General features: G+C 56.0%; 16 protein-coding genes. 14 read left to right on the top strand and 2 right to left on the bottom strand.

What is annotated here, in order from left to right; genetic code table 11:
- The first annotated feature begins 336 nt into the window (after positions 1-336).
- The 6 genes from NST26_RS28470 to NST26_RS28445 all read left to right on the top strand — a co-directional run bounded on the left by NST26_RS28470 (position 337) and on the right by NST26_RS28445 (position 10,626).
- Entirely contained in the window at positions 337-1,251 is a 915-nt protein-coding gene (locus tag NST26_RS28470) for an ABC transporter permease (RefSeq protein ID WP_235192024.1), read from the top strand.
- A 16-nt stretch (positions 1,252-1,267) separates the two neighbouring features.
- Positions 1,268-2,179: a carbohydrate ABC transporter permease gene (locus tag NST26_RS28465; protein WP_036694906.1), complete on the top strand. Its 912-nt coding sequence runs from the start codon at positions 1,268-1,270 to the stop codon at positions 2,177-2,179.
- Positions 2,180-2,216: 37 nt separating this feature from the next.
- Positions 2,217-3,833: an extracellular solute-binding protein gene (locus NST26_RS28460; protein WP_340980403.1), complete on the top strand. Its 1,617-nt coding sequence runs from the start codon at positions 2,217-2,219 to the stop codon at positions 3,831-3,833.
- Between the two features lie 29 nt (positions 3,834-3,862).
- Complete coding sequence (locus NST26_RS28455; RefSeq protein WP_340980402.1) at positions 3,863-6,166, top strand: glycoside hydrolase family 3 N-terminal domain-containing protein; 2,304 nt, start codon at positions 3,863-3,865, stop codon at positions 6,164-6,166.
- Between the two features lie 3 nt (positions 6,167-6,169).
- Positions 6,170-9,337 carry an alpha-mannosidase gene (locus NST26_RS28450; RefSeq protein ID WP_340980400.1) on the top strand — a complete coding sequence of 1,056 codons (3,168 nt, stop codon included), beginning with the start codon at positions 6,170-6,172 and terminating at the stop codon, positions 9,335-9,337.
- Between the two features lie 272 nt (positions 9,338-9,609).
- The gene (locus NST26_RS28445; RefSeq protein WP_340980398.1) at positions 9,610-10,626 is read left to right on the top strand and encodes a glycoside hydrolase family 130 protein; all 1,017 of its coding nucleotides are present in this window, start codon (positions 9,610-9,612) and stop codon (positions 10,624-10,626) included.
- Between the two features lie 398 nt (positions 10,627-11,024).
- On the opposite strand, the gene NST26_RS28440 is transcribed toward NST26_RS28445, so the two are convergent.
- Positions 11,025-13,361: a helix-turn-helix domain-containing protein gene (locus tag NST26_RS28440; protein ID WP_340980397.1), complete on the bottom strand. Its 2,337-nt coding sequence runs from the start codon at positions 13,359-13,361 to the stop codon at positions 11,025-11,027.
- Positions 13,362-13,632: 271 nt separating this feature from the next.
- Here NST26_RS28440 and NST26_RS28435 point away from each other — a divergent pair, with 271 nt between their 5' ends.
- The 8 genes from NST26_RS28435 (at position 13,633) to NST26_RS28400 (ending at position 22,940) form a co-directional block, all read left to right on the top strand.
- Positions 13,633-14,733 carry an amidohydrolase/deacetylase family metallohydrolase gene (locus NST26_RS28435; RefSeq protein ID WP_445323346.1) on the top strand — a complete coding sequence of 367 codons (1,101 nt, stop codon included), beginning with the start codon at positions 13,633-13,635 and terminating at the stop codon, positions 14,731-14,733.
- Positions 14,711-15,817, top strand: a complete 1,107-nt coding sequence (locus tag NST26_RS28430) for a DgaE family pyridoxal phosphate-dependent ammonia lyase (RefSeq protein WP_340980395.1) — start codon at positions 14,711-14,713, stop codon at positions 15,815-15,817. Before NST26_RS28435 ends, NST26_RS28430 begins: the two co-directional genes overlap by 23 nt.
- Entirely contained in the window at positions 15,817-16,572 is a 756-nt protein-coding gene (gene dagF, locus NST26_RS28425) for a 2-dehydro-3-deoxy-phosphogluconate aldolase (RefSeq protein WP_340980394.1), read from the top strand. The genes NST26_RS28430 and dagF overlap by 1 nt, the downstream gene beginning before the upstream one ends.
- Entirely contained in the window at positions 16,565-17,578 is a 1,014-nt protein-coding gene (locus NST26_RS28420) for a sugar kinase (protein ID WP_340980393.1), read from the top strand. Before dagF ends, NST26_RS28420 begins: the two co-directional genes overlap by 8 nt.
- The gene (locus tag NST26_RS28415; protein WP_209876752.1) at positions 17,565-18,311 is read left to right on the top strand and encodes a GntR family transcriptional regulator; all 747 of its coding nucleotides are present in this window, start codon (positions 17,565-17,567) and stop codon (positions 18,309-18,311) included. The genes NST26_RS28420 and NST26_RS28415 overlap by 14 nt, the downstream gene beginning before the upstream one ends.
- 302 nt (positions 18,312-18,613) lie before the next feature.
- Positions 18,614-19,588 (top strand): alpha/beta hydrolase, encoded by a 975-nt coding sequence (locus NST26_RS28410; protein WP_340980392.1) that lies wholly within the window; start codon positions 18,614-18,616, stop codon positions 19,586-19,588.
- A gap of 145 nt (positions 19,589-19,733) precedes the next feature.
- Entirely contained in the window at positions 19,734-21,029 is a 1,296-nt protein-coding gene (locus tag NST26_RS28405) for a homocysteine synthase (RefSeq protein WP_076084569.1), read from the top strand.
- A gap of 846 nt (positions 21,030-21,875) precedes the next feature.
- Positions 21,876-22,940, top strand: coding sequence for a hypothetical protein (locus NST26_RS28400; RefSeq protein WP_340980391.1), 1,065 nt, complete (start codon positions 21,876-21,878; stop codon positions 22,938-22,940).
- Between the two features lie 883 nt (positions 22,941-23,823).
- On the opposite strand, the gene NST26_RS28395 is transcribed toward NST26_RS28400, so the two are convergent.
- Positions 23,824-24,624 carry a polysaccharide deacetylase family protein gene (locus tag NST26_RS28395; protein WP_340980390.1) on the bottom strand — a complete coding sequence of 267 codons (801 nt, stop codon included), beginning with the start codon at positions 24,622-24,624 and terminating at the stop codon, positions 23,824-23,826.
- Positions 24,625-24,889: the final 265 nt, after the last annotated feature.

Raw genomic sequence — 24,889 nt, 5'->3', positions numbered from 1 at the left:
AGTAGGGTGTTGTAGTGTTGGCATTCGTAGCAAATGTTTGCATACCTGCCCGGGGATCACAATATGTAACTTTTGCAGGGGGGAGAAGGGTTCATAATTCACACATTTACAGCAGACAGCCAGCGGCGGCCTATACAAGCTATTAAGCCCGTAAGCCCCGTAACAGCGCGGTTTTACACTCCGTTAACATGACAATGCACAACCTACATATTTACGGTGTTAGCTTAGTTTCACTACAATTTGAGATGTAAGCGTTAGCAGGCAAGGCCATTGCAAGAATGCGAAGCGGATACAGATTTATGTGTAATGAAAACTAACATAGAGAGGAGTGGGAGAATGAAGGGGAACAAGTCCCTTGGCAAACGAATCTGGCAGAATTGGGAGCTCTATCTGTTCATGCTTCCCGCGTTACTGTATTTCTTCATCTTTCATTATGGTCCGATGTACGGCATTCAGATTGCCTTCAAAAACTTCGTACCTTCTAAAGGAATTACGGGCAGCGACTGGGTAGGCTTCGACCATTTCGAACGGTTCTTCAATTCTTATTTCTTCTGGGATCTGCTGTGGAACACGTTCAGCATCAGCTTCTATGAGCTTGCCATCGGGTTCCCGCTGCCGATCATTCTGGCCCTGGCCTTCAATGAGGTCCGCAACGGCCCGTTCAAGAAGTCGGTCCAGACGGTTACCTATGCGCCGCATTTCATTTCAGTGGTCGTCATGGCGGGGATGATTATTACCTTCCTGTCGCCCTCCAGCGGAATGATTGTCCGGGCGATTGAATTCCTGGGCTTCCAGCCCGCGCAGTTCCTGACCGATCCTGCCTGGTTCAAGACGGTGTACGTCTTCTCAGGCGTCTGGCAGAGCACCGGGTGGGGGACGATTATCTATCTCGCAGCGCTGTCCGGCGTAGATCCACAGCTGCATGAAGCGGCCATTGTGGATGGAGCCAGCCGGATCAAGCGGGTGCTGCATATCAATCTGCCGACGATTATACCCACGATTACGATCATGCTGATTCTGAACATGGGTAACATTCTGGGCCTGGGCTTCGAGAAAATCCTGCTGCTGCAGAATTCGCTTAACATGGAAGCCTCCGATGTCATATCCACCTATGTCTACCGCGCCGGTCTGGTGAACGCCCAATACAGCTTCTCGACAGCTGTCGGATTGTTCAACTCGGTAGTCAATGTAATACTGCTCGTTACCGTGAACCGGATTGCCAAACGCACCAGTGAGAACAGCCTCTGGTAGAAAGGAGTTGAAGTCTATGGTTACTGCGATGAAAGAATCCAGGGGAGATAAGCTGTTTCTTATCAGCACCTACATCTATCTGTGCCTTGCGCTGGTAGTGGTCCTCTATCCGCTGATCTACATCCTCAGCGCGTCCATCAGTTCGCCGCAGGATGTCAATTCGGGCGCCATGTGGCTGTTCCCGAAGAATGTGACGCTGGACGGCTACAAGCTGGTGTTCGAGAACCCGAAGATCTGGAACGGCTATCTCAATACCATCATTTACACAGCGGTGGGCACTCTGCTGAATCTGGCGGTTACGTTGCCTGCTGCGTATGCGCTCAGCCGGTCTGATTTTGTCGGACGCCAGCTGTTCATGGGCCTTATTCTGTTCACAATGTTCTTCAGCGGCGGGCTGGTGCCGACGTATCTGCTCGTCAAGAACCTTGGCCTCATTAACAGCATGGGGGCGTTGATCCTGCCGGTGGCCGCATCGGTGTGGAACATCGTGGTCGCCCGCACCTTTTTCCAGTCCACCATTCCAAAAGAATTACAGGAAGCGGCCCACATCGACGGCTGTACGAATCTGAAGCTGTTCATCCGCATCATCCTGCCGCTGTCTGCGCCGATTGTCGCCGTGATGGCCTTGTTCTACGGGGTTGGACACTGGAACAGTTACTTCCCGTCCCTGATCTATTTGAACGATGAAGCCAAATATCCGCTGCAGATGGTGCTGCGCCAGATTCTGGTCCTGCAGGAAATGTCGGCCGAAACTACAGGCGCTGCGATCAACGGCGAGGTAGCTATGGCCATGAATAATAAGGCAGAGACAGCATCGCTGGTCAAATATGGCGTCATCGTTGTGTCGACACTGCCGATTGTGGCGGTCTACCCGTTCCTGCAGCGTTATTTTGTGCAAGGGGTCATGATTGGCTCTGTGAAAGGCTAAAGGTTAAAATGTAATGAACCTAAGGGAGGAATTATTAATGCAGATCACACGTAAACCATGGAAGATTCTGCTGTCATCGGCTGTGATTGTTGGACTGCTGGCAGGCTGCGGGAGCTCGGGGGCAAATGAAGGCAACGCGAATAAGAGTACCGGAGAGGCTACAGTGAACAAAGAGGGCTTCCCGATTGTGAGTGAGCCGATCACTCTGTCCATGATGGCCCCGGATGTGGGCATCCAGAACTGGGAGAACATGCCGGTGCTCCAGCAGATGAAGGAGAAGACCGGGATTACGATGGAATATAAAAATGCGCCGAAGGACAGCTTCGATACCAAAAAGAATCTGGTGTTCGCCAGCGGCGATTACCCTGATATCTTCTATGCGGCCGGTCTGACGACTGCCGAGCAGATGAATTACGGCGAACAGGGGATTCTGATCCCGCTGGAGGACCTGATCGAAGAGTATGCCCCGAACTTCAAGGCGCTGTTGGAGCAGAACCCGGATGTGCGCAAATCGATTACTGCCCCGGACGGTCATATCTACTCCCTGCCGGTGGTGGAAATGAGCCAGCACTGGTACCGCAACCCGATGTGGTATAACGGCGACTTCCTGAAGGCGCTGAACATCGATAAGCTGCCGGAAACGACCGAGGAGCTGTACACCTACCTGAAGCGCGTGAAGGAGGAAGATCCGAACGGCAACGGAACCGCCGATGAAATTCCGATCTCTTCAGTGACGACAACGGCCGCGAACCTCCGCGATATCCGCACCTGGCTGCTGGGCGCTTTTGGCATCTATGAAGAAGAAATCTATGTAGACGATGCGGATAAGGTCCACTATACACCGCTCGAAGAAGGCTATAAGGAGTATCTGACGTATATGAACCGTCTGTGGTCCGAGGAGCTGCTGGATCATGAGAGCTTCTCGCAGACGGCGGAGCAGAAGAAGGCCAAGGCGCAGAATAACCGCGTGGCGCTCTTTTCCGACTGGCACGCTTATATGACGAAGGGTGGAGAGCCGTCCACGTCAGATCCGATGTTCGCCCCTGTGCGCAGTGAATCGGTGTCCGCTCCGGCGATTGCCAAGAACAGAGGAATTACGACAGGCGCATTCGCCATTACGAACAGCAATCCTGCACCGGAAGCCTCGCTCCGCTGGGTGGATTACCTCTATTCCTATGAAGGAGCTTTGTTCTTCAACAAAGGGCCGGAGGGTACACTCTGGGAGTACACCGACAAAGACAACCGTGTGAAGCAATACCTGCCTGTACCGGACGGCAAGGAAATGGAAGATTTCCGGGCCACCTTGACGCCGAACTACGGTATTCCTGCCCCAACCCTGTCCATGGATGACATTAACAAGGGGCTGAAGACGGACTTTGACCTCTGGGTAGAGCAGGAGACTAAGCAGAAGCTGCTGGATAAAGGCGCACGCATTCCGTTCCCGGCCCTGTTCCTCACGGTGGAAGAGCAGACGGAAATCAGCAGTCTGAATTCGGACCTGAGCACTTATGTGAAGCAGATGGAAGCGAAGTTCATTACCGGAGCCGAGCCGCTGACCGGCTGGGATAACTATGTGGCCACTGTCAAGAAGATGGGCGGAGAACGTGTAGCCGAGATTAACCAGGCTGCCTATGACCGCTGGAAAACCAACTAAATCAGGCCCGGCAGAAAGGTGCTGTAAAAATGATCTATAAGGACAAAACACAATCTGTGGCGGATCGGGTACAGGACCTGCTGCAGCGCATGACGCTTGGAGAGAAGGCTGGACAATTAGTCCAGCCTTTCGGCTGGCAGTGCTATGAGAAGCACGCGGACGGAACTACAGGCATGACGGAAGCCTTCAAGCGCCAGGTTGCTGCCGGAGGCGTCGGCTCCCTGTATGGGACGCTGCGTGCCGACCCGTGGACCGGGGTCACGCTGGAGACCGGCCTGTCCCCGAAGGAGGGGGCGGAGGCTGTTAATGCAATTCAGGCTTACGCCATGCAGGAGAGCCGGCTCGGGATTCCGATTCTGTTCGGGGAAGAATGCTCCCACGGGCATATGGCTATCGGCGCCACCGTATTTCCGGTTCCGCTGGCTCTGGGCAGTATGTGGAACCCGGAGCTGTACCGGGAGATGTGCCGGGTGGTGGCGCTGGAGACCCGCAGCCAGGGCGGAGCGGCAACCTACTCGCCGGTGCTTGATGTGGTGCGTGATCCGCGCTGGGGCCGGACGGAGGAGACCTTCGGCGAAGATCCGTTCCTGATCGCGGCGATGGGTGTAGAAGCCGTGAAGGGCTTACAGGGGGAACGGCTGGACGCGGAGGATTCCGTGCTGGCCACCTTGAAGCACTTCGCCGCCTACGGCAGCTCGGAAGGCGGGCGGAACTCTGCGCCCGTGCATATGGGACTGCGCGAGCTGCATGAGGTCGATCTGCTGCCGTTCCGTAAGGCGGTAGAGGCCGGAGCGCTGTCCATTATGACAGCGTACAACGAGATTGACGGCGTACCTTGTACGACGAACCGTTATCTTTTGCAGGATGTGCTTCGGGAGCAATGGGGCTTTGACGGGTTCGTGATCACGGACTGCGGAGCGCTGGGCATGCTGACGAATGGTCATAACACCGCAGATAGCGGAGAAACGGCTGTAGCCCAGGCACTGCTGGCGGGCATCGATATGGAGATGTCGGGCGAGATGTTCGAGCAGCATATCGCGTCCGCGATCGAGCATGGACGGCTGCAGGAATCTGATCTGGACCGCGCGGCGGCACGGGTTCTGGAGCTGAAGTTCAAGCTCGGGCTGTTCGACCGTCCCTATGCCGATCCTGAGCAGGCAGAGCAAATCATCGGCAAGCCGGAGCACCGGGAGCTGGCCCGGCGGATCGCCGGTGAGAGCATCATCATGCTGAAGAATGAGAACGCAGCGCTGCCGCTAAGCAAGGAGATTCGCAAGCTTGCCGTAATCGGTCCCAATGCGGATGCGCCGTACAACCAGCTTGGCGACTACACCTCGCCACAGCCCGCAGGCGCGATTGTTACCGTGCTGGACGGCATCCGGCAGGCGCTGGGCGGCGAAGCGGACAAGGTCCTGTATGCACCCGGGTGCCGGATCAAGGGCGATTCCCGGGAAGGCTTCGCCCCTGCGCTGGCCTGCGCGGCTGAAGCGGATGCGGTGGTGCTGGCGATCGGCGGCTCCAGCGCCAGGGACTTCGGTGAGGGGACGATTGATCTGCTCACCGGCGCTTCTGTCGTGACGGAGCATTCCTGGAGCGATATGGAAAGCGGGGAGGGCATCGACCGGTCCACATTGAATCTGATGGGCGTGCAGCTTGAGCTGGCGCAGGAGCTTCACAAGCTGGGTAAGCCGCTGATTGTGGTCTATATCAACGGCCGTCCAATTGCCGAGCCTTGGATTGTAGAGCACGCCGACGCCATTCTGGAGGCGTGGTATCCGGGCCAGGAGGGCGGACATGCAATTGCCGATATCCTGTTCGGCAAGGTGAATCCTTCGGGGCGGCTGACGATCAGCGTTCCGAAGCATGTCGGCCAGCTTCCTGTGTATTACTATAAGCGGCGGACGAGAGGCAAAAGGTATCTGGAGACAGACTTCCACGCCGAATATCCCTTCGGCTATGGTCTTAGCTTCACTGAATTTGGGTACAGCAACCTGAAGGTGGAACCTCCTGTAATCTCTGCGGATGAAGAAGCGCTTGTCTCCGTGGATGTGACTAATAGGGGCGACCGGGCGGGCAGTGAGGTGGTACAGCTCTATATCTCCGACTTGGTCTCCTCCATTACCCGGCCCGAGAAGCAGCTGAAGGGCTTCCGCAAAATCAGCCTTCAGCCGGGAGACACGCAGACGGTAACGTTCCGTGTAGGCCGGGAGGAGCTGGAATATGTATCAGCGGATCTGACGCGGATCGTCGAGCCGGGAGAATTCGCGGTGATGGCAGGCCCTCACTCCGCAGAGTATCTGAGCGCACCGCTCCAGGTCAGAGAGGAGGGCTAAGCCATGAAGCGAATGGAGCGGTTCACCGGATGGCTGGCCAAGCGGCAGTGGGCTGAGAAAATAGAGCTTGCGGAATGGACGATGCGGGGGTCCCGTTACCTCACTCCGGGCTGCTATGAGCATGAGGAGGAACTGCATCAGGAGTACAACATTTCCCGGCTGGATGGCGGGTATGGTACTACGTATTTCCTTCAGCGGGAGATCACGGTTCCGGAAGGCTGGGCGCATGAAGAAGCGGCACTGCTCTATCTGGGACGCGGGGAAGGATTGCTGAAGCTGGACGGAGCGCCCTATCATGGGCTGGACAGCAATCACTGGTTCATTCCGCTGCCCTCTTATGCTCCGGGTGAATGCCTCAAGCTGGACATCGAGCTGTATGATCCGGTGCCTGAGCCGGAGGACCCGCTGAACCGGCAGGCGGTGATTAAGCCGCCGCTGACAGGCATTGAAATCAAGCTGGTGCGCGTCAATCGTCTGGTATACAGCCTGCTGTATACGGTGCGAATCGTACACGAAGCAGCCCTCCTGCTGCCGGAGGGCGACATGCGCCGCATCCGCAGCCTTAAGGCGCTGGAGCGGGTGATGGACGCGCTCTATATGAAGGAGGAGCTGCTGCTGGACTCTGAGGCCGTGACTGCGGCGGAACAGCAGCTACGGGCTGCTGCTGCGGCTGACCGGGCTGCGGGACTGGACCCGGGAACGATGCATATGGTCGGCCAGTCCCATATTGATGTGGCCTGGCTGTGGCCGGTCCGGGAGACGGTCCGCAAGGTCAGCCGGACCTTCTCCACCGTCTGCACCCTGATGGACAAGTACCCGGACTTCCGGTACTCGCAGAGCCAGCCCCAGCTCTATGCCTTCGCCAAGGAGCATTATCCCGAGCTGTACGGGCGGATCAAGGAGCGGATCGCTGAAGGCCGGTGGGAGCTGGTCGGAGGCATGTGGGTAGAGCCGGATCTGAACATTCCCGGCGGGGAGTCGCTGGTCCGGCAGATGCTGTACGGCCAGGGCTTTTATATGAAGGAATTCGGCAAGCATTCTACGATTGAATGGCTGCCGGATACCTTCGGCTATTGCGCCTCCCTGCCGCAGCTGCTGAAGCAGGCGGGCATCGATTATTTCATGACCACCAAGCTGGGCTGGAATGATACCAATCCCTTCCCGCATACCTTATTCCATTGGGTCGGCATAGACGGAACGAAGATTGTGGCCTATCAGAACCATGGGGTGAACGAGCATACCCACCCGAAGGATGTGCTGGAGCACTGGGAGGCCTACGCTCAGAAGGAAGTGCATGATGAGCTTATGCTGCTCTATGGCCACGGAGACGGAGGCGGCGGAGTCACTCATGAGATGCTGGAATATGTGGCCCGTACTGATCTCGCGCCGGGCCAGCCGGTCAGCGGATTCTCTACGGCCGAAGCTTTCTTCTCGGAGATCGGTGCGTGTCAGCCGGAGCTTCCGGCGTGGCACGGCGACCTCTATCTGGAGCTGCACCGGGGCACCTTCACGACCCATGCCTTCAATAAACGCAGCAACCGCAAGGCGGAGGTCTTATACCGGCAGGCAGAGATTTGGAGTGTGCTGGCGCAGAAGGACGGTGCGCTGGAGCTGGAGCAACCGGATCAGCCGGATGTGCAGCGTCTGCTGCCCGCCGGGGAGCTGGCCGAGGGCTGGAAGCTGCTGCTGCTCAACCAGTTCCATGACATCATTCCGGGGACTTCCATCCCGGAGGTGTATACAACCTCGCGTGAGGAATACGCTGAGATCTTCCGTCTGGGCGGGCAGGTGCTGGACCGCTCCCTGCACGCTCTAGCGGCTGAGGTGAATACATCGGGCGAAGGCCGCCCTTATGTGGTCTTCAACAGCCTGGGCTGGGAGCGGACGGAGGTCATCCAGCTGGAGGGTGGTCCTGAGCTGGCTGCTATGCAGGCCTTCGATGAAGATGGGCCGCTTGCGAGCGAATGCTGGAACACCGAGGCTGGCGGGGACAGCTACACACTGGCTGTGGAGGTCCGCAAGGTACCGGCCTTCGGCTGCCGGACGATCTGGCTGCGGGAGGCTGCAGAGCCAGCCGGAGTAAGGCTTGAGCGGCAGGTTGATTCAGCTGCGGGAGACGATTTCCCGGAGCAATGGGAGACGGACCATTATATCCTGAAGTTCAATGAAGACGGCGAGATCAGCCGCTGGTATGACACAAGCGAGGGCCGCGAGCTGCTCCAGCCCGGCCAGTCCGGCAACCAGCTGCAGTTCTATCATGACACCCCGCCGCTGTGGGATGCCTGGGATATAGACCCGCGCTATGAACAGCAGCCTGCGGGCAAGGCGAAGCTGCTGGACCGCGAGGTAGTCAGTAGCGGACCAGCGCAGACAGTGCTGAAGTTCCGCTGGCAGCTCGGTGAATCGCAGATTGAGCAGGAGATTGTCCTGCCCCGGAACAGCCGCAGAGTGGATTTCCGCACCCGCGTAAGCTGGAGGGAGCAGCATAAGCTGCTGAAGGTTGCTTTTCCGGTCGATATTGTGGCCGCGAAGGCTACCTATGAGATTCCGTTCGGCGCGCTGGAGCGCCCGACCCACCGCAACACCAGCTGGGAGCAGGCGCAATTCGAGGTCTGCGGACACCGCTGGGCTGATCTGTCCGAGGGCGGCTATGGCGTCAGCCTGCTGAACGACTGCAAATACGGCTATGACATCCATGACGGAGTGCTGCGCCTCTCGCTGTTGCGTTCCCCGCGCTGGCCGGACAGTTATGCGGACCAGGGGGAGCATGAATTTACGTATTCGCTCTATCCGCACAGCGGAGAATGGCGGCAGGCCGATGTGGTGCGGGAAGCGGCAGCGCTGAATGAGCCGTTGCTGGCGGTCAGCGAAGCCGCACATTCCGGCCGCTATCCAAGCACCAATGCCTGGCTCGCCTTCCAGAGCAGTCACGTCATGCTCGACACGATCAAGCCTGCCGAGGACGGCAGCGGCACGATTGTCCGGCTGTATGAGGCGGCAGGCAGCAGAGAGACAGCCACGCTGGACTGGCAGGACGAGGAGATCAGCGCCTGCCGGGTCAACCTGCTGGAGAGCAAGACCGGCTCAGTGGAGACATCCGGCGGTGTGATCCCGCTGTCCTTCCGGCCTTATGAGGTCCAGACGCTTAAGCTATATAAGAAGCACAAATGAAATTAATTGAAAGCAAAGAAGCACGAAAGAAATTAACTGAAAGCAAAGAAGCGGAGGGGAAATTTGGAACTGCAGGAGCGGTAGCGTCCGCCTTTGTGTTTGGATTTCTACCGCGAGGAGCGGTTATAATCAGGAAATTCAAACACAACAGCGGCCGAAAGTACAAATGTTCACCGCAGTGACGATCAAGCTTCAAGTTCAAATCCTAAGTGTTTCTTGTATACCACAGTGCTTCCTATATACCACGAACATCATTCGCAGGAGGAATAGACATGCAAATTACAAGACATCCCAATAATCCGATTGTCGTCCCGGGCGGCTATGAGTGGCGCAAGGTGACCGTGTTCAATCCTGCGGTTATCATCGATAACGGCAAGTTCTATATGATTGAGCGTACAGCCGGGTCCCTGACTCCGTGCAAGAACTATCTGGGGCTGCTGGAGAGCGAGGACGGCGTGAACTTCACCCATGTGAAGGATGAGCCGATTGTCACCCCGGATATGCTAGGCTTCCCGTACGGTAGCGTGCAGGACCCGCGTATTGTGAAGATTGACGGAACCTTCTACCTCAACTACGCCCTGCGCCCTTGCGCCATGAGCTATTATCCTACCGGGCGCGGCGTCCCTGAGCGCTCCATTCCGACCTACCCGGACGGTTGGGGGGAAGAGGAGGGCCACTGGCTGACCCGCTCCTCGATTCTGAAGTCAACCAATCTGCTGGACTGGGAGTTCGTCGCGGACACCACGCCGCTGGACATTAACGACCGGGACAACATCCTGTTTCCTGAGAAAATAAACGGCAAATTCGTGCTGCTCCGCCGCCCCGAAGAATATGTGGGCGAGGCTTACGGAACGGAGAAAGCCGCCATGTGGATTACCTATTCCGAGGATCTCGTGAATTGGGAAGAGCCCAAGCTGCTCGCCACCGCCGGGAACCTGTCCTGGGAATCGCGGAAGATCGGCGGCTCTACGCCTCCAATCCGTACAGACAAGGGCTGGCTGGTGCTCTATCACGGCGTAGATGAAGAGATCGTCTACCGCGTGGGGGCGATGCTGCTGGATCTGGAGCAGCCGGAGAAGATCATTGCCCGGACCCATAACTTCATTATGGAGCCGGAGACGTATTACGAGAAATTCGGCTTCCAGATTCCAAATGTCATCTTCCCGACCGGCAATGTAGTCAAGGACGGATTGCTCTATATCTATTACGGGGTAACCGATACCGCGATTGCGCTGGCTACCGTGCCGCTGGATGAGCTGGTAGAGCATATTTTGCAGGAAGCAGAGTAGGCGGCAGCTTCAGAAATCGGAGTAGGCAATGAAGTGGAGCAACCAGTCCCAGTTCCCCTACGGGCGAGGGGTTCACTCCCAACTGCCAGGGAACTCCTTTATAAGGCATTGAGGACATAAATGTTGCACTTTTTGCAGCTTCGGTTCGTAGGTAGCCAGGTGTACAGGCAGATTGTTGCATAGAATTCAACAATCTGCCTGCTAAGCGGCCTGAAAAAGGTGAAATCCTGCCTTTTGTGCAACAATCGCGGATTCGGGCCAAACAGATACGGGAAATGTTGCATTTGTTGCAGGATTATAGGGGTGCTCACCAGATTTCAGGGGTTCAGGCTATTAACTTTCACAGGATAAATAATTGCTCAGGTTCAGCCTATCCACAGGGCGGAGGCTCCGCCCAATCAAACCGGTCTTTTCGCAGCGGCCCCCTTCAAGGCATGTTCCTTGCGGTATTGCCCCGGCGTCAGACCGGTTTCTTTTTTGAACTTGCGGATGAAGTTGGGCGCATCCAGGTAACCGACCTGCTCGATAATCTCCTTGAGCGGAGCGCTGGTGTTCTCCAGCAGCCGGATGACCTCGTCCACACGCCGCTGCCAGATATATTGCGAGAAATTGCTGCCGGTCTTCTCCTTGAAGCTCCGGCTTAAATAAGAGGTCGAGATGGCGAACTTCAGCGCTACATGCTCCAGGCTGAGGGTGTAGTCTGCGAATTGCTGGTCCACATACTCCAGAATGTCATCCATCAGGGAAGACTCACTGGTCTCTGTGTTCCGCTCGACCTGCGCGCAAATGGCGGAAGCGAGCGAGAGCAGCCGGCTCTCCAGCTCCTCTAATGTCTCGAAGGAGGTCAGCTCCGGCATATTGGTGAACACCTCATCCATACCAAGCTCGGAGGCGGTGCGCAGAAAAGCGTTCAGCAGATCGAAGCAGATACACCGCAGCAGATGAACCTGCAGCGGCTCGTCCTTGATCGTGTCAATGGTGTCGGTAATCATCTGGGCCGCTACCGATTCGTTGCCCTGCTTCAGACTCTGCTCCAGCTTCAGCATGGTTTTGCGCGGAATCCAAAAGCTCTCGGCAGCGGCAGGGTTCAGCTCCGCAAGCTGCTCGAAGTAGGTGACCTGGCCGCTGCGCCGGATCATCCGGTGCTCCAGCGCGGCGGCGGCTTCAATGAAAGACTGGTTCAGCCGGGCGAGGTCACGGTAGGCCATACCGACACCGATACTCAGCGCAAGCTGCGAGTGTTCACGGATCACATCCTGAATCCCTTCAATGACCTGCTCCATCCGGCTCTGAACGGGCAGCTCCCCCTCCCCTGGAAGGGAGATGATCAGGGCGAACTGGTCCTTGACCGAGAATTCAATTCCGAAGATCTGCGCATCCGGGCCCGGCAGGCAGATATTGCTCAGCATCTCCTGCAGCAGATGGCGTTCCTGCCAGGACTTGCCGCCCGGAGCGGTATCATCCCAGGACAGGATGGCCGAGAAGTAAAGGCCCTGTCCCTGCGGATGCCGGAAGCCTGCGCTCAGGATCATCTGTTCAATCTCGGGATCATCCGGCTGGCCGTGCTTGAGCAGCAGCAGCATGCACTGGTTGCGGACAAAAGGCTCCTGGAGATCAATCCGGGCACTGTAGTCATGAAGCGTCTGCCGGATGGACTCCCATTCATCGCGCAGCTTCGGAGCCTCATTGCCGTTGCCTCTCGGCTTGGCGAACTCCATCAGATCGCGGATCGGGTGATACTGCCGCTTGGCCAGCAGCAGCGCGGCCGCTATGCCGGTAACGACTGTAATACAGAAGACAATCAGAATCAGCGTCTGGACATGGGCAACCCGGCTGAAGAACTGGAAGCTGGGCATCGTGGTGACGTAGGTCCAGCCATTCTCCTCCGACTGCACGGACACGACGGAGTACTGTTCCCCGTCCAGCTCCAGATTGTGTATCCCCGGCTCAAGGGCGGATAGGGTCTGAAGCTCGTTCTGGGGAAAGCTGACGCCATGGCTGTTCGCGGTCAGCACCTCGCCGGAGGGGCCGAAAATATAGCTGCTGCCTGAGAAATCGCTCAGAACCGAATCCATAACGCCGGTAAGATTGGATTCCTTCATCAGATAGACGACCGTCCCGTAAGGGAAAGGGTCATTCGGCTTCACCGGGACAAGCATGGCGAGCATCGGCTCCATCCGGGAATTGACGGTCACATTCTCGGCAGGACGGACGAGCGGCTGACGGGTCTCGTTCAAGTCGCGCCGCAGCTCCTCCGGGGTCCAACGCTCGAACTGATAGAGGGTATCGAAGGTGACATGAAGATCAGCCAGGCCGCGATAAGAATAGATATTGGAATCACCGTGGAAGTAGAGGAACAGGTCCTCCGCGATGCTGCTGCTGGCCTTGTAATTGGCCAGTGCCTGAATCGCCTCCAGACTGTAATAGGGATGCCGGACCATATAAGGAGTCAGATGCTTGTCATAGGCGATTCTTCCGGCGATCTCCTGAAGCTCGTTCATCCGGCCATCGATGGTGCTTTTCACCTGATTGAGCTGATTGACATTGGACTGTTCAATTTCGACCCGCAGGCCCTTGACGGCGTTTTCATAGACGAAGATGGTAACACCTGTGAGCGGGATCAGGAACATGAGGATATAGGAAAAAGCGTATTTCAGCAGCAGCCTTGACTTGAAATGATTCCAGGTCAGCCGGAACCGGTTCAGCAAGGATGGCTTGGGTGCGGAATTAGCCATACAGCAGTACCTCCAGTGTTAAGATATTCGGACTAGAAATCTAGGATGGAACCTCTTGACTTAGAAATTGCAGTTCTCTTCTGGATTACACTTGTGCTACTATAAACATTATAACATTATAATCTTTGGAGTGAAGCAGCTTTATATTTTTCTAAGAGGACGGCATGTCCGTTACTACTTGTTAAATATAAGGATGTATGGAGTTCATGTCATTAATCATTTTTTGTAATTCCCCTGTAAATCTGTATTTGGAAAAAAGGAGATGGGACAAGTGGGCACAGAGAACGTGCTGCGCAATTTGCGGCTGGTGGACGGCCGGACGGTGGATATCTCCATTCAGGATGGGATCATCACCGCGATTACCCCGCCGGGCCAGGCAGAAGGCAGGACCCTGCTGGACTGTTCCGGGTTATACGGCTCCAGCGGATGGATTGATCTGCATGTACATGCTGTGCCGGAGCTTGACCCCTATGGTGATGTGATCGACGAGATCGGGGTGAAGCAGGGAGTGACGACAGTGGTGGATGCCGGAAGCTGCGGGGCAGACCGGATCGGGGATTTTTATAGTGCCAGTCTTCTGGCGGATACACGGGTATTCGCGCTGCTCAATATCTCAAGAATCGGCCTTACGCGGACCGATGAGCTCTCCAAGCTGGACTGGATTGACCGAAACTGCGCACTTGCAGCAGTAGAGGCTTATCCTGAATTCATCGTCGGCCTGAAGGCACGCATCAGCCAAAGTGTCGTCAAGGACAGCGGCATACAGCCGCTTAAGCTGGCGCGTACCTTATCGGATGAGATGAAGCTTCCGCTCATGGTGCATATCGGCTCCGCTCCGCCTGCTATCTCCGAGGTACTGGAGCTGCTGCGGGCGGGCGATATAATCACTCATTACCTGAACGGCAAAGCCAATAATCTGTTCCGGGCGGACGGCACACCGCTGCCGGAGCTGCTGGATGCGGTGGCCCGGGGCGTCCGGCTGGATGTAGGACACGGCACAGCAAGCTTCTCCTTCCGGGTGGCGGAGCAGGCCAAGCGGGCCGGGATTGCGCTGAATACGATCAGCACAGACATCTACCGGGGCAACCGGCTGAACGGTCCGGTGTACAGTATGGCAGATGTACTGACCAAGTTCCTCTATCTCGGCTACAGCCTGGAAGAGGTCATCCGTGCAGTCACCAGCAGCGCCGCGGCGTGGCTCGGCAAGCCGGAGCTTGGGCAGATCCGGGTAGGGGAGCAGGCGAATCTGACCTTATTCTCCATGGAAGCCGGAGAGAAGCAGCTTATGGACTCGGAGGGCGATGTCCGGACCGCGAATCACTATATTGAAGCAAAAGGAGTCTTTATCAATGGATCACTCATTACAAGCTAAATATGGATTGAAGCGTGTGATTAATGCCAGTGGAAGAATGAGCATCCTTGGTGTATCTGCGCCAACAGATTCGGTGATGGAGGCAATGAAGCAGGGCGGGCAGCAGTACGTGGAGATTGCGGATCTGGTGGACAAATCGGGAGCGTACATCGCCCGTCTGCTCGGCTCGGAAGGGGCTGTTGTCGTGAATTCGGCCTCCAGCGGCATTGCGCTGTCGGTGGCAGCCATTGTGACCGCCGGAGATCCCCGCCTCAGTCTGCGCCTGCACCAGGAGCCGGTGCTGAAGAATGAGATCATTATGCTGAAGGGCCATAATGTGCAGTATGGAGCGCCTGTTGAGACGATGGTCTTCCTCGGCGGCGGCCGGGTGGTCGAGGTAGGATATGCCAACGAAGGCCGCGCAGAGCATATTGAACAGGCCATCGGGGAACGTACCGCAGCGATCCTCTATGTGAAATCCCATCACGCCGTCCAGAAGAATATGATCTCAGTAGAGGAAGCCTGGGAGGTTGCACAGCGCAGGGGCGTGCCGATGATTGTCGATGCGGCTGCGGAGGAGGATCTGCGCAAATATGTCCAGTATTCTGATCTGGCCATCTACAGCGGCTCAAAGGCGGTGGAAGGTCCTACTTCAGGCATTGTAGCCGGCGGGAAAAAATACATCGGCTGGCTGAAGGTGCAGCTGCACGGGATCGGCCGCAGCATGAAGGTCGGCAAAGAGACGACCTTCGGACTGCTCCAGGCTCTGGACGAATATCAGGACAAGGCGGACAACAGCCAGCAGGAGAAGCAGGCGCTGGAGGCGCTTCAGCCGCTGGCGGGTCTTCCCGGAGTGTCGGTCCGCACCGTGCAGGATGAAGCAGGCCGGGCGATTTACCGGGGACGCATCCAGATTGATGCCGCTGCTGCGGGAATGGATGCAAGGGAGGTCAATGACCGCCTGCGGGAAGGCGAGATTGCGGTGTATACCCGGGACTATGGGGTGAAGCAGGGGTATTTCGATATTGATCCAAGGCCGCTCCAAGGAGATGATCTCCAGGTTATTGTCAGCAGAATTCATGAGATTATAGGGGGCAGATCATAATGAGCAAGATTCAGGAGCGATTCTATAAGAACAGAGCGGCACTGAATGTACTGGCCGGCAGTATCAGGAATGCCAAGGATATTTACGAGGCTGCCGAAGGGCATGTTCTGGTAGGCGTACTCTCCAAAAATTACGCCAACGCCAGGGAAGCATCCGCCGCTATGACGGAATATGGACAGGTGATTCAGGACGCCGTATCCATCGGGCTTGGAGCCGGGGACAACCGCCAGGCGGCGGTAGTCGCAGAGATTGCTTCAAGCTATGCGGGCAGCCATATCAATCAGGTGTTTCCGGCTGTAGGCGCGACCCGGGCCAATCTGGGAGCGAAGGATAGCTGGATTAACAGCCTGGTCTCGCCATGCGGACAGCCCGGCTATGTCAATATATCCACCGGACCGGTCAGCTCGGGGAATGCTTCGCAGGCTATCGTTCCAGTTCATGCTGCCATCGCTCTGGTCCGGGACATGGGCGGCAATGCGCTCAAATATTATCCGATGAAGGGGCTGGAGATGGAAGAAGAGTATCGTGCGGTAGCCAAGGCCTGCGGAGAAGCCGGATTTGCCCTTGAGCCTACGGGCGGCATCGATCTGGATAACTTCGCACCTATTCTGGAGATTGCGCTTCAGGCGGGTGTACCGCAGGTGATCCCGCATGTCTATTCCTCGATCATCGATCCGCAGACCGGGAACACGAACATCCAGGATGTCCGCACGCTGCTCAGCGCGATGAAATCACTGGTGGACCGGTATGCCTAGAATCGCTGCATTTGGCGAAGTGATGATGCGGCTGCAGGTTCCGGGGGTGGAGACACTGGTCCAGAGCAGCAGGCTGGAGTACTCTTTTTCGGGCAGCGGGGTAAATGTAACGGCAGCGCTGGCCAGATATGGCCATAACGGAGCATTAATCACGACCTTGCCGGAGACTCCGGTAGGGGAAGCCGCGATTGCTTATCTGCGCAAGCTTGGGGTAGATACGTCACTGATCCGCCGGGGCGGCAAGCACCTCGGGATGTACTTCCTGGAGAACGGGTTCGGTGCCCGCCCCGGAAGAGTCACGTATACCGACCGGCTGGGCAGCAGCTTCAATACCGCTGAGGCTGATCAGTATGATATGGCGGCGCTGGTTTCCCGGGTGGATGTGCTTCATCTATGCGGCATTACGCTGGCTATGAATGACAGGGTGCGCGGGCAGATGAAGCAGCTTGCGGCAGAGGTGAAGCGTGCGGGGGGCAGGGTGGTATTCGACTGTAACTACCGTCCGGCGTTATGGGGCGAGGAGGGTTATGCCAAGGCCCGCCCGCATTACGAAGAGCTGCTTACGCTTGCCGATCTGGTGCTGATGAACGAGAAGGATGCGCTGTACATTCTTGGCACCGCAGCGGCAGATTATGATAGAATAACACAGTTGAAGCAAGCGGTTCCCGCTGTGGCGGAGCGCTTCGGAATTGCAGCGGCAGCGGGCACCCACCGTGAGATTAACGCAGACAATACGCATTCCCTTACAGGATATCTGTACCGTCAAGGTACGTTCGCGTTCTCCCGTAAGTTGACCTTTCCGGTGTATGACCGGATCGGTGCCGGGGATGCTTTTGCCAGTGCCATTATTCATGGTGAATTGCAGGATTATCCGCAGCAGCAGACGGTGGATATGGCAGCGGCCGCAGCGATGCTGGCCCATACCATCCCGGGCGATACAGCGTTGTTCACCGAGAGCGAGGTGCTCCGCGCGCTGGATGGCCATACCTCAGATGTTGAAAGGTAGTGAACGTAAGGTGTCTCTGAAACGCAAGCAAGGCCCCTTATACCAGCAGATCCAGAAGATCCTCAAGGACCGGATTCTGCACGGGGTATACCCGCTCGGCAGCATTATCCCTTCCGAGCCGCAGCTGGAGAAAGAGTTCGGTGTCAGCAAAATGACGGTCCGCGGCGCGGTCCAGGAGCTGGCCCAGGAAGGCTATGTGCAGAAGAAAAGCGGTGTCGGAACCATTGTCATGCGCAATACCGCCTATCAGAAGCTCTCCAAGGGCAAACGGTTCACAGAGCTGCTGGTTGAAGCAGGTCATAAGCTGGAAAAGAAGCTGCTGAGCACAAGTCTGGTCACCAATGAGACTGGGACAGAGGAATACAGCCGCTACGGGCCGTATTGCCAGCGGATTGAACGTCTGTATATTCTGGATGGACAGCCTTATATCCATCTGGTGCACTTCTTGACGGCAGCAGCCCTGCCGGGCGGAGGGTCGGCAGAGCTGGGGGAGGACATCCAGTCCCTGTACGACTCGCTGGAGGAGAACGACATCGTGCTGGAGAACTTCAGGGACCGGTTTTTTGTCGAGTCAGCACCACCCGAGGTATGCCTGCTGCTGAAGCTTCCGCCGGGGACGCCTGTGCTGAAGCGCCTGCGCAACTCCTATGACGGGGAAGGCAGGCTGATCGAACACAGCATCGGCAGCTATAATACGGAGCTCCATCATTATCTGGTCAGCTACGACACCTGAGGCTCGTCACTCTCATTCTATGCTACGGTTGCACACAAGCTCGCTTGTAGGTAACTGTAGCATTTTTGCTTATATAGATTGAACTTGAAAATATACGGAAAGGGAAAGTGGCGGAGGGGAATTTTGGAACTGTAGGAGCGGTAGCGTCCGCCTGATAGTACATATTCGGTTCATATTCTGTTCATATTGTCGTCATAAAGAGTACATCTTCGTTCGGTAAGCTTGCATTAACGTCAATGAAGCAAGCTTACTACCATTTAAGATAGGGGAAGATGAACATGAGACCATCGGCGAATAACATAATGGGAAATCAAACGGGGCTCAAGAAACTGCGCAAGATTCTGCTTAAAATATTGGGAGCCATCCTGCTCGCTATTGTGATTTTTGTGGGGATTGTGTATATCACGAATGTAATCAGCAGCAATGCGGAGGCCAAAAGGATAGAGCCTTACGGCCAGCATGTATCCGTAGACGGCAAGAATATGAATGTGTTCATTCAAGGAGATGGCCCGGACACGGTCGTGCTGCTTCCCGGCTTCGGAACAGCTTCACCGGCGCTTGATTTCAAGCTGCTCATCGATGAGCTGTCTCCGCATTACAAGGTTGTAGTGGTTGAGCCTTTCGGCTACGGCTTAAGCGACGCAACGAAGAAAGAACGAACCTCAGAGAATATCGTAAGTGAAATCCATGAAGCGCTGCAGCAGCTCGATATTGACCGTTATATCCTTATGGGCCATTCTATTTCAGGAATTTACAGTCTGGATTATGTGAATAAATACTCAGATGAAGTAAGTACATTTGTCGGACTGGATAGCAGTGTACCCTCGCTGAGCGAGAAGAAAATAGAGTCTTCAGAGACAAGCATGGTTAAATGGTTCCGCAATCTGGGCTTCGCCCGGCTGCAATTGAAGCTGAGTGCTGACCCTTATGAGGGACTGCCGTATGATGAACATACCAAAGAACAATTGAAACTGCTGATACAGAGAAATATGTATAACACCACTCTGTTAAATGAGGCAGAAAACATGTACTCCAGCTTTAGAGGGGCTGAACAGCGAGGGGTAACGTTCCCTCCTAATCTTCCTGTCCTTCTTTTTGTTCAAGCAGAGCATCCGGCAACCGATCAATGGATTCCTGAGCATGAGAAGCTGATCCAGAATTCCGTACATGCAGACATGGAGCTGCTGGATGCCAATCATTATTTGTACCGTTCCCACCCCAAAGAAATTGCGGAGAAATTCATGAGCTTCATGAAGGGGATAGCGCAGCAGCCATGAGGCTATGCCGGGGCTTACTAAACTTAATAAAACACAGTGAATTAATAAGAATTTTATCTTTTCAAATGACATGGTTTGTGAGAGAATAGGTACAATCTTATAGAGTTAACATTTGACATTACCTATTTTAGAGGAGGAAATACCCATGTCAGAAGAGCGCAAGCTGTCCTTTGAAACCCTCGCCATCCACGCAGGCCAGGAGATTGATCCCACTACTTTAGCCCGTGCCGTGCCGCTGTATCAGACTACATCCTACGGTTTCCGGGATGCGGAGCATGCTGCTAATCTGTTCGCGCTCAAGGAGTTCGGCAACATCTATACCCGGCTGATGAATCCGACCACCGATGTGTTTGAGCAGCGTCTTGCCGCGCTGGAGGGCGGGGCAGGGGCACTGGCGACCGCTTCCGGAGCAGCAGCGATTTCCTTCTCTATTCTGAATATTGCCGGGGCAGGGGATGAGATTGTCTCCTCCGCAAGCCTGTACGGCGGAACTTATAATTTGTTCTCCACGACGCTGCCCAAGCTGGGCATTAAGGTGAATTTTGTGGATTCTGATAACCCGGAGAACTTCCGGGCAGCTATTACGGACAAGACCAAGGCGCTCTACGCTGAGACGATTGGTAATCCGCAAGGGAACGTTCTGGATATCGAAAAGGTTGCAGCCATCGCCCACGAGCACGGGATTCCGCTGATTGTAGACAACACCTTCCCAAGTCCGTATCTGCTGCGTCCGATTGAATTCGGGGCGGATATCGTCGTACACTCGGCGACCAAATTCATTGGCGGCCACGGTACCTCTATCGGCGGAGTCATCGTGGACGGCGGCAAGTTCGACTGGAAGGCCAGCGGCAAGTTCCCGGGCCTGACCGAGCCGGACCCGAGCTACCACGGGGTAGTCTACACTGAAGCGGTCGGTCCGATTGCTTATATCATCAAGGCGCGGGTTCAACTGCTTCGTGACCTGGGCGCGGCCATTTCACCGTTTAACTCGTGGATGCTCTTGCAGGGTCTCGAAACGCTGCACCTGCGTCTGGAGCGTCACAGCCAGAATGCACTCAAGGTTGCCCAGTATCTGGAGGCGCATGATTCGGTAGAGTGGGTCAGCTACGCTGGACTACAGAGTCACCCTTCGTATGAGCTGGCACAGAAATATCTGCCTAAGGGCCAGGGCGCGATTCTGACCTTCGGAATTAAGGGCGGGGCCGCCGCAGGGGTGAAGCTGATCGAGAACGTGAAGCTGTTCTCCCATCTGGCCAATGTCGGCGATTCCAAGTCGCTGATCATCCACCCGGCCAGCACCACTCACCAGCAGCTGTCGGACGAAGAACAGATTACCGCCGGTGTTACACCGGAGCTGCTGCGCTTGTCCATCGGTACTGAATCCATCGATGATATCCTCTATGATCTGGAGCAGGCGATCGCTGCCAGCCAGCAGGCTTAGGCGCTGTTCCTTGCAGCATAGGAAGAGGAATTACAGACCACTGTTTGATGCAGCGTATTTCTGCATTAGGCAGTGGTCTTGTTTTTTTAGCAGGAGCAGGAGGTGGGTTTGGGAGTAATGGGAAGAGAGAGGAGTGTCAGCGGGGGAATCGTTTGTGAGTAAAACGGTTGGTGAGGTATGTGTTCGCGCTGAAGTTGCACGGCAATTGTACTTTCTGCAATGGATTAGGCCATTTTCGGCGTTAAAATCCGTTCTAATGTATTCCATACAACAGATTTCCGGCATACGGCCCCAAAACACCTCTCCCGCAAAAATCTGCTGTACAAACTGCAACAGATCGCTTTTTACAACCGCTAAAGAGAAGATCTGCTGTAGTAAATACATTAGATCACTGTGCGCGCCAAGCAAAAGCAGAACTCGAAGCCTAGCTCGAACCCGAACCCGAACCCGAACCCCAGTTCAAAGCCATTAGAGACTGACAACAAAATATGTGAAAGTTATTTCCTACCCACTTGAGCTCGCTCCACTTACTTCAGTTTACTCACTCACTTCAGCTCGCCCGATTTACTTCAGCTTACTCACCCACTCCAGCTCGCCCGACTTACTCCAGCTTACTCACCGACTTCAACTCGCCCGCCTACTCCAACTCGCGTACTTCCCTCAACTCGTCGCCCCACCGTGTCCACTACCCATTCGGATAAGGTGCCGCAGCCGCATTCATTTGATACCGTTTGCATATTTCAGCATCATTGCCCGTAACTATAGAATGAAGCATGTGAGGTGTTGACAGCAGTCCTGAGAGGAACAGCACGGCAGTAATCCTAGTGAGAAAAGGTGGGTGCGAGGATGAAGGTTGAACGCCAGCAGAATGAGGGTCCAAAGTATGAGGAGCATCCGTTCCAGTCTGACCCCGGTGGCCGGGCGGCTGGTGCAGAGATGAGCCAGTCCGCATCTGTAGCCTCCGCCGCAGCGGAATTTCTTGCTGAGGGGGACCGGCGCAAGAGTAACGTGAGTACGAGCCGCACGTATATCCGCCGTCCCGGGGAGCGCCAGGCCTTCCTGGTGCTGCGCGAGGGCAGGGGGGACGGGGCTGTCCGCCGTGAGCCGCCCGGCGTCTACCCTGCGGGGCCCTGCCTGATCCGGGGCGAGGAATGGCTGCACGAGCCGGAACTGTCGGCGCTCTACTCGCGCTGGATGTCGTGCGGGGATGAGGAGCCGGTGCAGGCTGAGCGTATCCTGCAGCGGATCTATCACCGGCTGCGGGCTGCTGCTGCCGACCTCCTGGAGTCGGCGGACGGCGTATGGGCCGCAGTCACTCTGCCTTACACGGCGGAGCTCGCCGCCCGCCCGGACCGGCTGGCCACGCTGCAGGATGCGCAGCTTGGCGCGCTGTTCGCCGCCGCCCTGCACAGCCAGCGGCTGGGCGGCGACAGCCGCATTGACCTGCTGGCGCCGTACCCCGCCAGCCTGGAGGAATTCGCGGCGCAGCGCGAATTCATTGAGGGCGTGGCCGAGCAGACTCTCGGCCACGCTTATGCGGCAGCCTGCCGCATCGGGGCGTTGCTCGCGCCCGATGTGGGGCCGGCTGCCGCAGGGGAAATCGCGCGTATCGCCGATTTCCTGGTGCTGGACGGCGCGGCGGAGGAGGCCGCGCCCGGGGAGAACGCCGCCGAGGGCTTCGCGCAGGCGGCGGCTGGGGTGCTGGCCGCCGTGCGCCGGGTGCGGCCGGCAGCGGCAGTGCTCGCCGCGGGGGCACCGGCGGCGTACGCGCTGGCCGATCTGTATGAGATCGGCCTGAGCGGGGTCTTCTGCGGCGCGGCCCAGCGGACCGACGCGCTGCTGCGGGCGGCCTGCCTCACCTGGATAGCGAGGCAGGAGCATCCTGATGCTGCCGCCGGAGGTTGGCAGTAGGTGGAAGTATCTGGCGGTAGCTGGCAGTAGCGGCGGCCTGGCCTGCCTACACTGTCTGGTCTGCCGCGAATAGCGGGATCGGCCAGGCAACGACTGATACAGCGCTCTATTCTCCACCATCTGCACAAACGTATGCCAACGAAATACCCGCAAAACACTCGAAAACCCACAAAAACCCGATTTCGCCAAGCCCTGGGGCTGCGCGTAATCGGGTTTTTAAACTAACTTATAGGTGTGTTTTATGTCGTATGATTTATCTCATGTGTTTTAAGTAATGTGTTTTAAATTCATATGATTAGGGAAGCTCACTCCATTTTGCGGCGTAATGCGGCTATGCTTGGAGCTCCAAGTTTTCATTCGCAGCGATCATTCAGCGGTAGTTGTATTCTGTACATTTAAAACCAGCGAAAAGGAAGACTTTTCTCTTCTAAGTGTAGTTGGTACAACTAAATTAGCCCGAATGAGCAAGGAATCCAGCTATAGCGTTATTATAATTGTACGAACTACAGCTAAACGGATATTAGTCGGTATAACAGATAATTTAGTTGTACAGAGTGCAAGTAAGTATACCGTGTACACATTACTCGGGCACGGCACGGTTAGCGCTATAGCTGGGGCTGTGCTGAGGCTGAAGGGAGGACTCTTGTGGCGGCTCGGTGGGGGCTGATCGGTATTGATAATAGTTGAGTGCATTGTCACAGCCCCAGTTACAGCTATAACCCCAGTCTCAGCGATAGCCCCAAGTCTCAGCCCAGCCCCAATGTCAGCCTAGCCACCGTCCAAGTACAGCCCCAGTCTCCCCCAAATTTTCTCTCTATTCAGCCCCCTATCTCTAATGCCAGCTCCTGGGTCTCACCCTAGCCCCAACTCCTAGCCCCATTCCCTACCCCAGCCGCACCATCCCCCCGCCCGGAATGCGGCAGGCTTCATCCCCCACAGAGACCCACACCTCCGTAGCCGACGGATTATAAACCATCTCCTGCGAAGCGGAGAAGCGCAGTCCTTGCAGGGCGGACAGGTAGTCCACAATCTCGATATTGGTGGCATACCAGATGTTTTCGTGGCCGCCCATCACAGCGGCGAACTGCTCCAGCTCCTGCCAGTTGTCATCGTCATTGAACTCATAGCTGTGTCCCCAGACATAGAGAAGCTGCATATGCGAGAAGCGGGGCTTCTCCTCCAGGAACTTTTTGCCCAGGGCCAGCATCTCCTTGTGGTGGCAGGTAGGGTGCCAAGCCAACAGGTTGTCCGGCAGGCTGAAGCTGCGGTGCGAATTCACCGTGCGGGAATACTCAATGCCCATGGCAGGCAGCAGGCCGATCACCTGATCATCGTAATTGCCGAACGGATAGGACATGCCCCTTACCGGATAACCGGCCAGCGCTTCCAGCGCCTTGCGGTCGGTCAGAATCTCATCCGCGATCCCCTCGCGCGGAGTCATGGTAAGGAAAGGATGAGTACTGGTATGTGCTGAGATCTCATGCCCCTCATAGAGCGCAGCCACTTCGTCTTCAGTGATATAGCCTTCCTTGCCGAAGAACCCCGAATTCAAATGGAAGGATCCCTTCAGCCCATGCCGGTTAAGGATCTCCACAAGACGTCTGTCGTAGATTCTTCCATCATCCCAGCTCGTTGTTAGCGCTTTAGAAACTCCGCCCGGAAAAAGATCAAACTTAATTCTCATTACCTGTTACCCTCCCTGATTTCTTTATACAGAATTAGAACGTGAGCATGTACTCCTTCTACTCATGTACTCCTCCAACTGAGGAATACAGCTCTATTATGAACAATGCCAGAAGTGAAAGCGATTAGCAAGATTCTTGTTAATGGACGGCAATGCGGCGCTTGACTACACTGGGGTTGCGAACAGCTAAACAGCCGGGAACAGGCTACAGGTTTGAGGTTTGAGGTTCCAGGTTTGAGGTTCCAGGTTTCAGGCTACAGGTTTC

The organism is Paenibacillus sp. FSL R7-0128, from assembly GCF_038002245.1.
Classification (GTDB): domain Bacteria; phylum Bacillota; class Bacilli; order Paenibacillales; family Paenibacillaceae; genus Paenibacillus_AQ; species Paenibacillus_AQ silagei.
The sequence above is the reverse complement of the archived record's forward strand: the minus strand, read 5'-3'. Positions and strand labels throughout refer to the sequence as shown.

Bases quoted from the DNA above. Each gene is read 5' to 3' on its own strand.
- NST26_RS28405 (WP_076084569.1), top strand. From the start codon at position 19,734: ATGTCAGAAGAGCGCAAGCTGTCCTTTGAAACCCTCGCCATCCACGCA.
- NST26_RS28415 (WP_209876752.1), top strand. From the start codon at position 17,565: ATGTTGAAAGGTAGTGAACGTAAGGTGTCTCTGAAACGCAAGCAAGGC.
- NST26_RS28440 (WP_340980397.1), bottom strand. From the start codon at position 13,361: ATGGCTAATTCCGCACCCAAGCCATCCTTGCTGAACCGGTTCCGGCTG.
- NST26_RS28460 (WP_340980403.1), top strand. From the start codon at position 2,217: ATGCAGATCACACGTAAACCATGGAAGATTCTGCTGTCATCGGCTGTG.
- NST26_RS28395 (WP_340980390.1), bottom strand. From the start codon at position 24,624: ATGAGAATTAAGTTTGATCTTTTTCCGGGCGGAGTTTCTAAAGCGCTA.
- NST26_RS28450 (WP_340980400.1), top strand. From the start codon at position 6,170: ATGAAGCGAATGGAGCGGTTCACCGGATGGCTGGCCAAGCGGCAGTGG.
- NST26_RS28455 (WP_340980402.1), top strand. From the start codon at position 3,863: ATGATCTATAAGGACAAAACACAATCTGTGGCGGATCGGGTACAGGAC.
- NST26_RS28410 (WP_340980392.1), top strand. From the start codon at position 18,614: ATGGGAAATCAAACGGGGCTCAAGAAACTGCGCAAGATTCTGCTTAAA.
- NST26_RS28420 (WP_340980393.1), top strand. From the start codon at position 16,565: ATGCCTAGAATCGCTGCATTTGGCGAAGTGATGATGCGGCTGCAGGTT.
- NST26_RS28430 (WP_340980395.1), top strand. From the start codon at position 14,711: ATGGATCACTCATTACAAGCTAAATATGGATTGAAGCGTGTGATTAAT.
- NST26_RS28400 (WP_340980391.1), top strand. From the start codon at position 21,876: ATGAAGGTTGAACGCCAGCAGAATGAGGGTCCAAAGTATGAGGAGCAT.
- NST26_RS28465 (WP_036694906.1), top strand. From the start codon at position 1,268: ATGGTTACTGCGATGAAAGAATCCAGGGGAGATAAGCTGTTTCTTATC.
- NST26_RS28445 (WP_340980398.1), top strand. From the start codon at position 9,610: ATGCAAATTACAAGACATCCCAATAATCCGATTGTCGTCCCGGGCGGC.
- dagF (WP_340980394.1), top strand. From the start codon at position 15,817: ATGAGCAAGATTCAGGAGCGATTCTATAAGAACAGAGCGGCACTGAAT.
- NST26_RS28470 (WP_235192024.1), top strand. From the start codon at position 337: ATGAAGGGGAACAAGTCCCTTGGCAAACGAATCTGGCAGAATTGGGAG.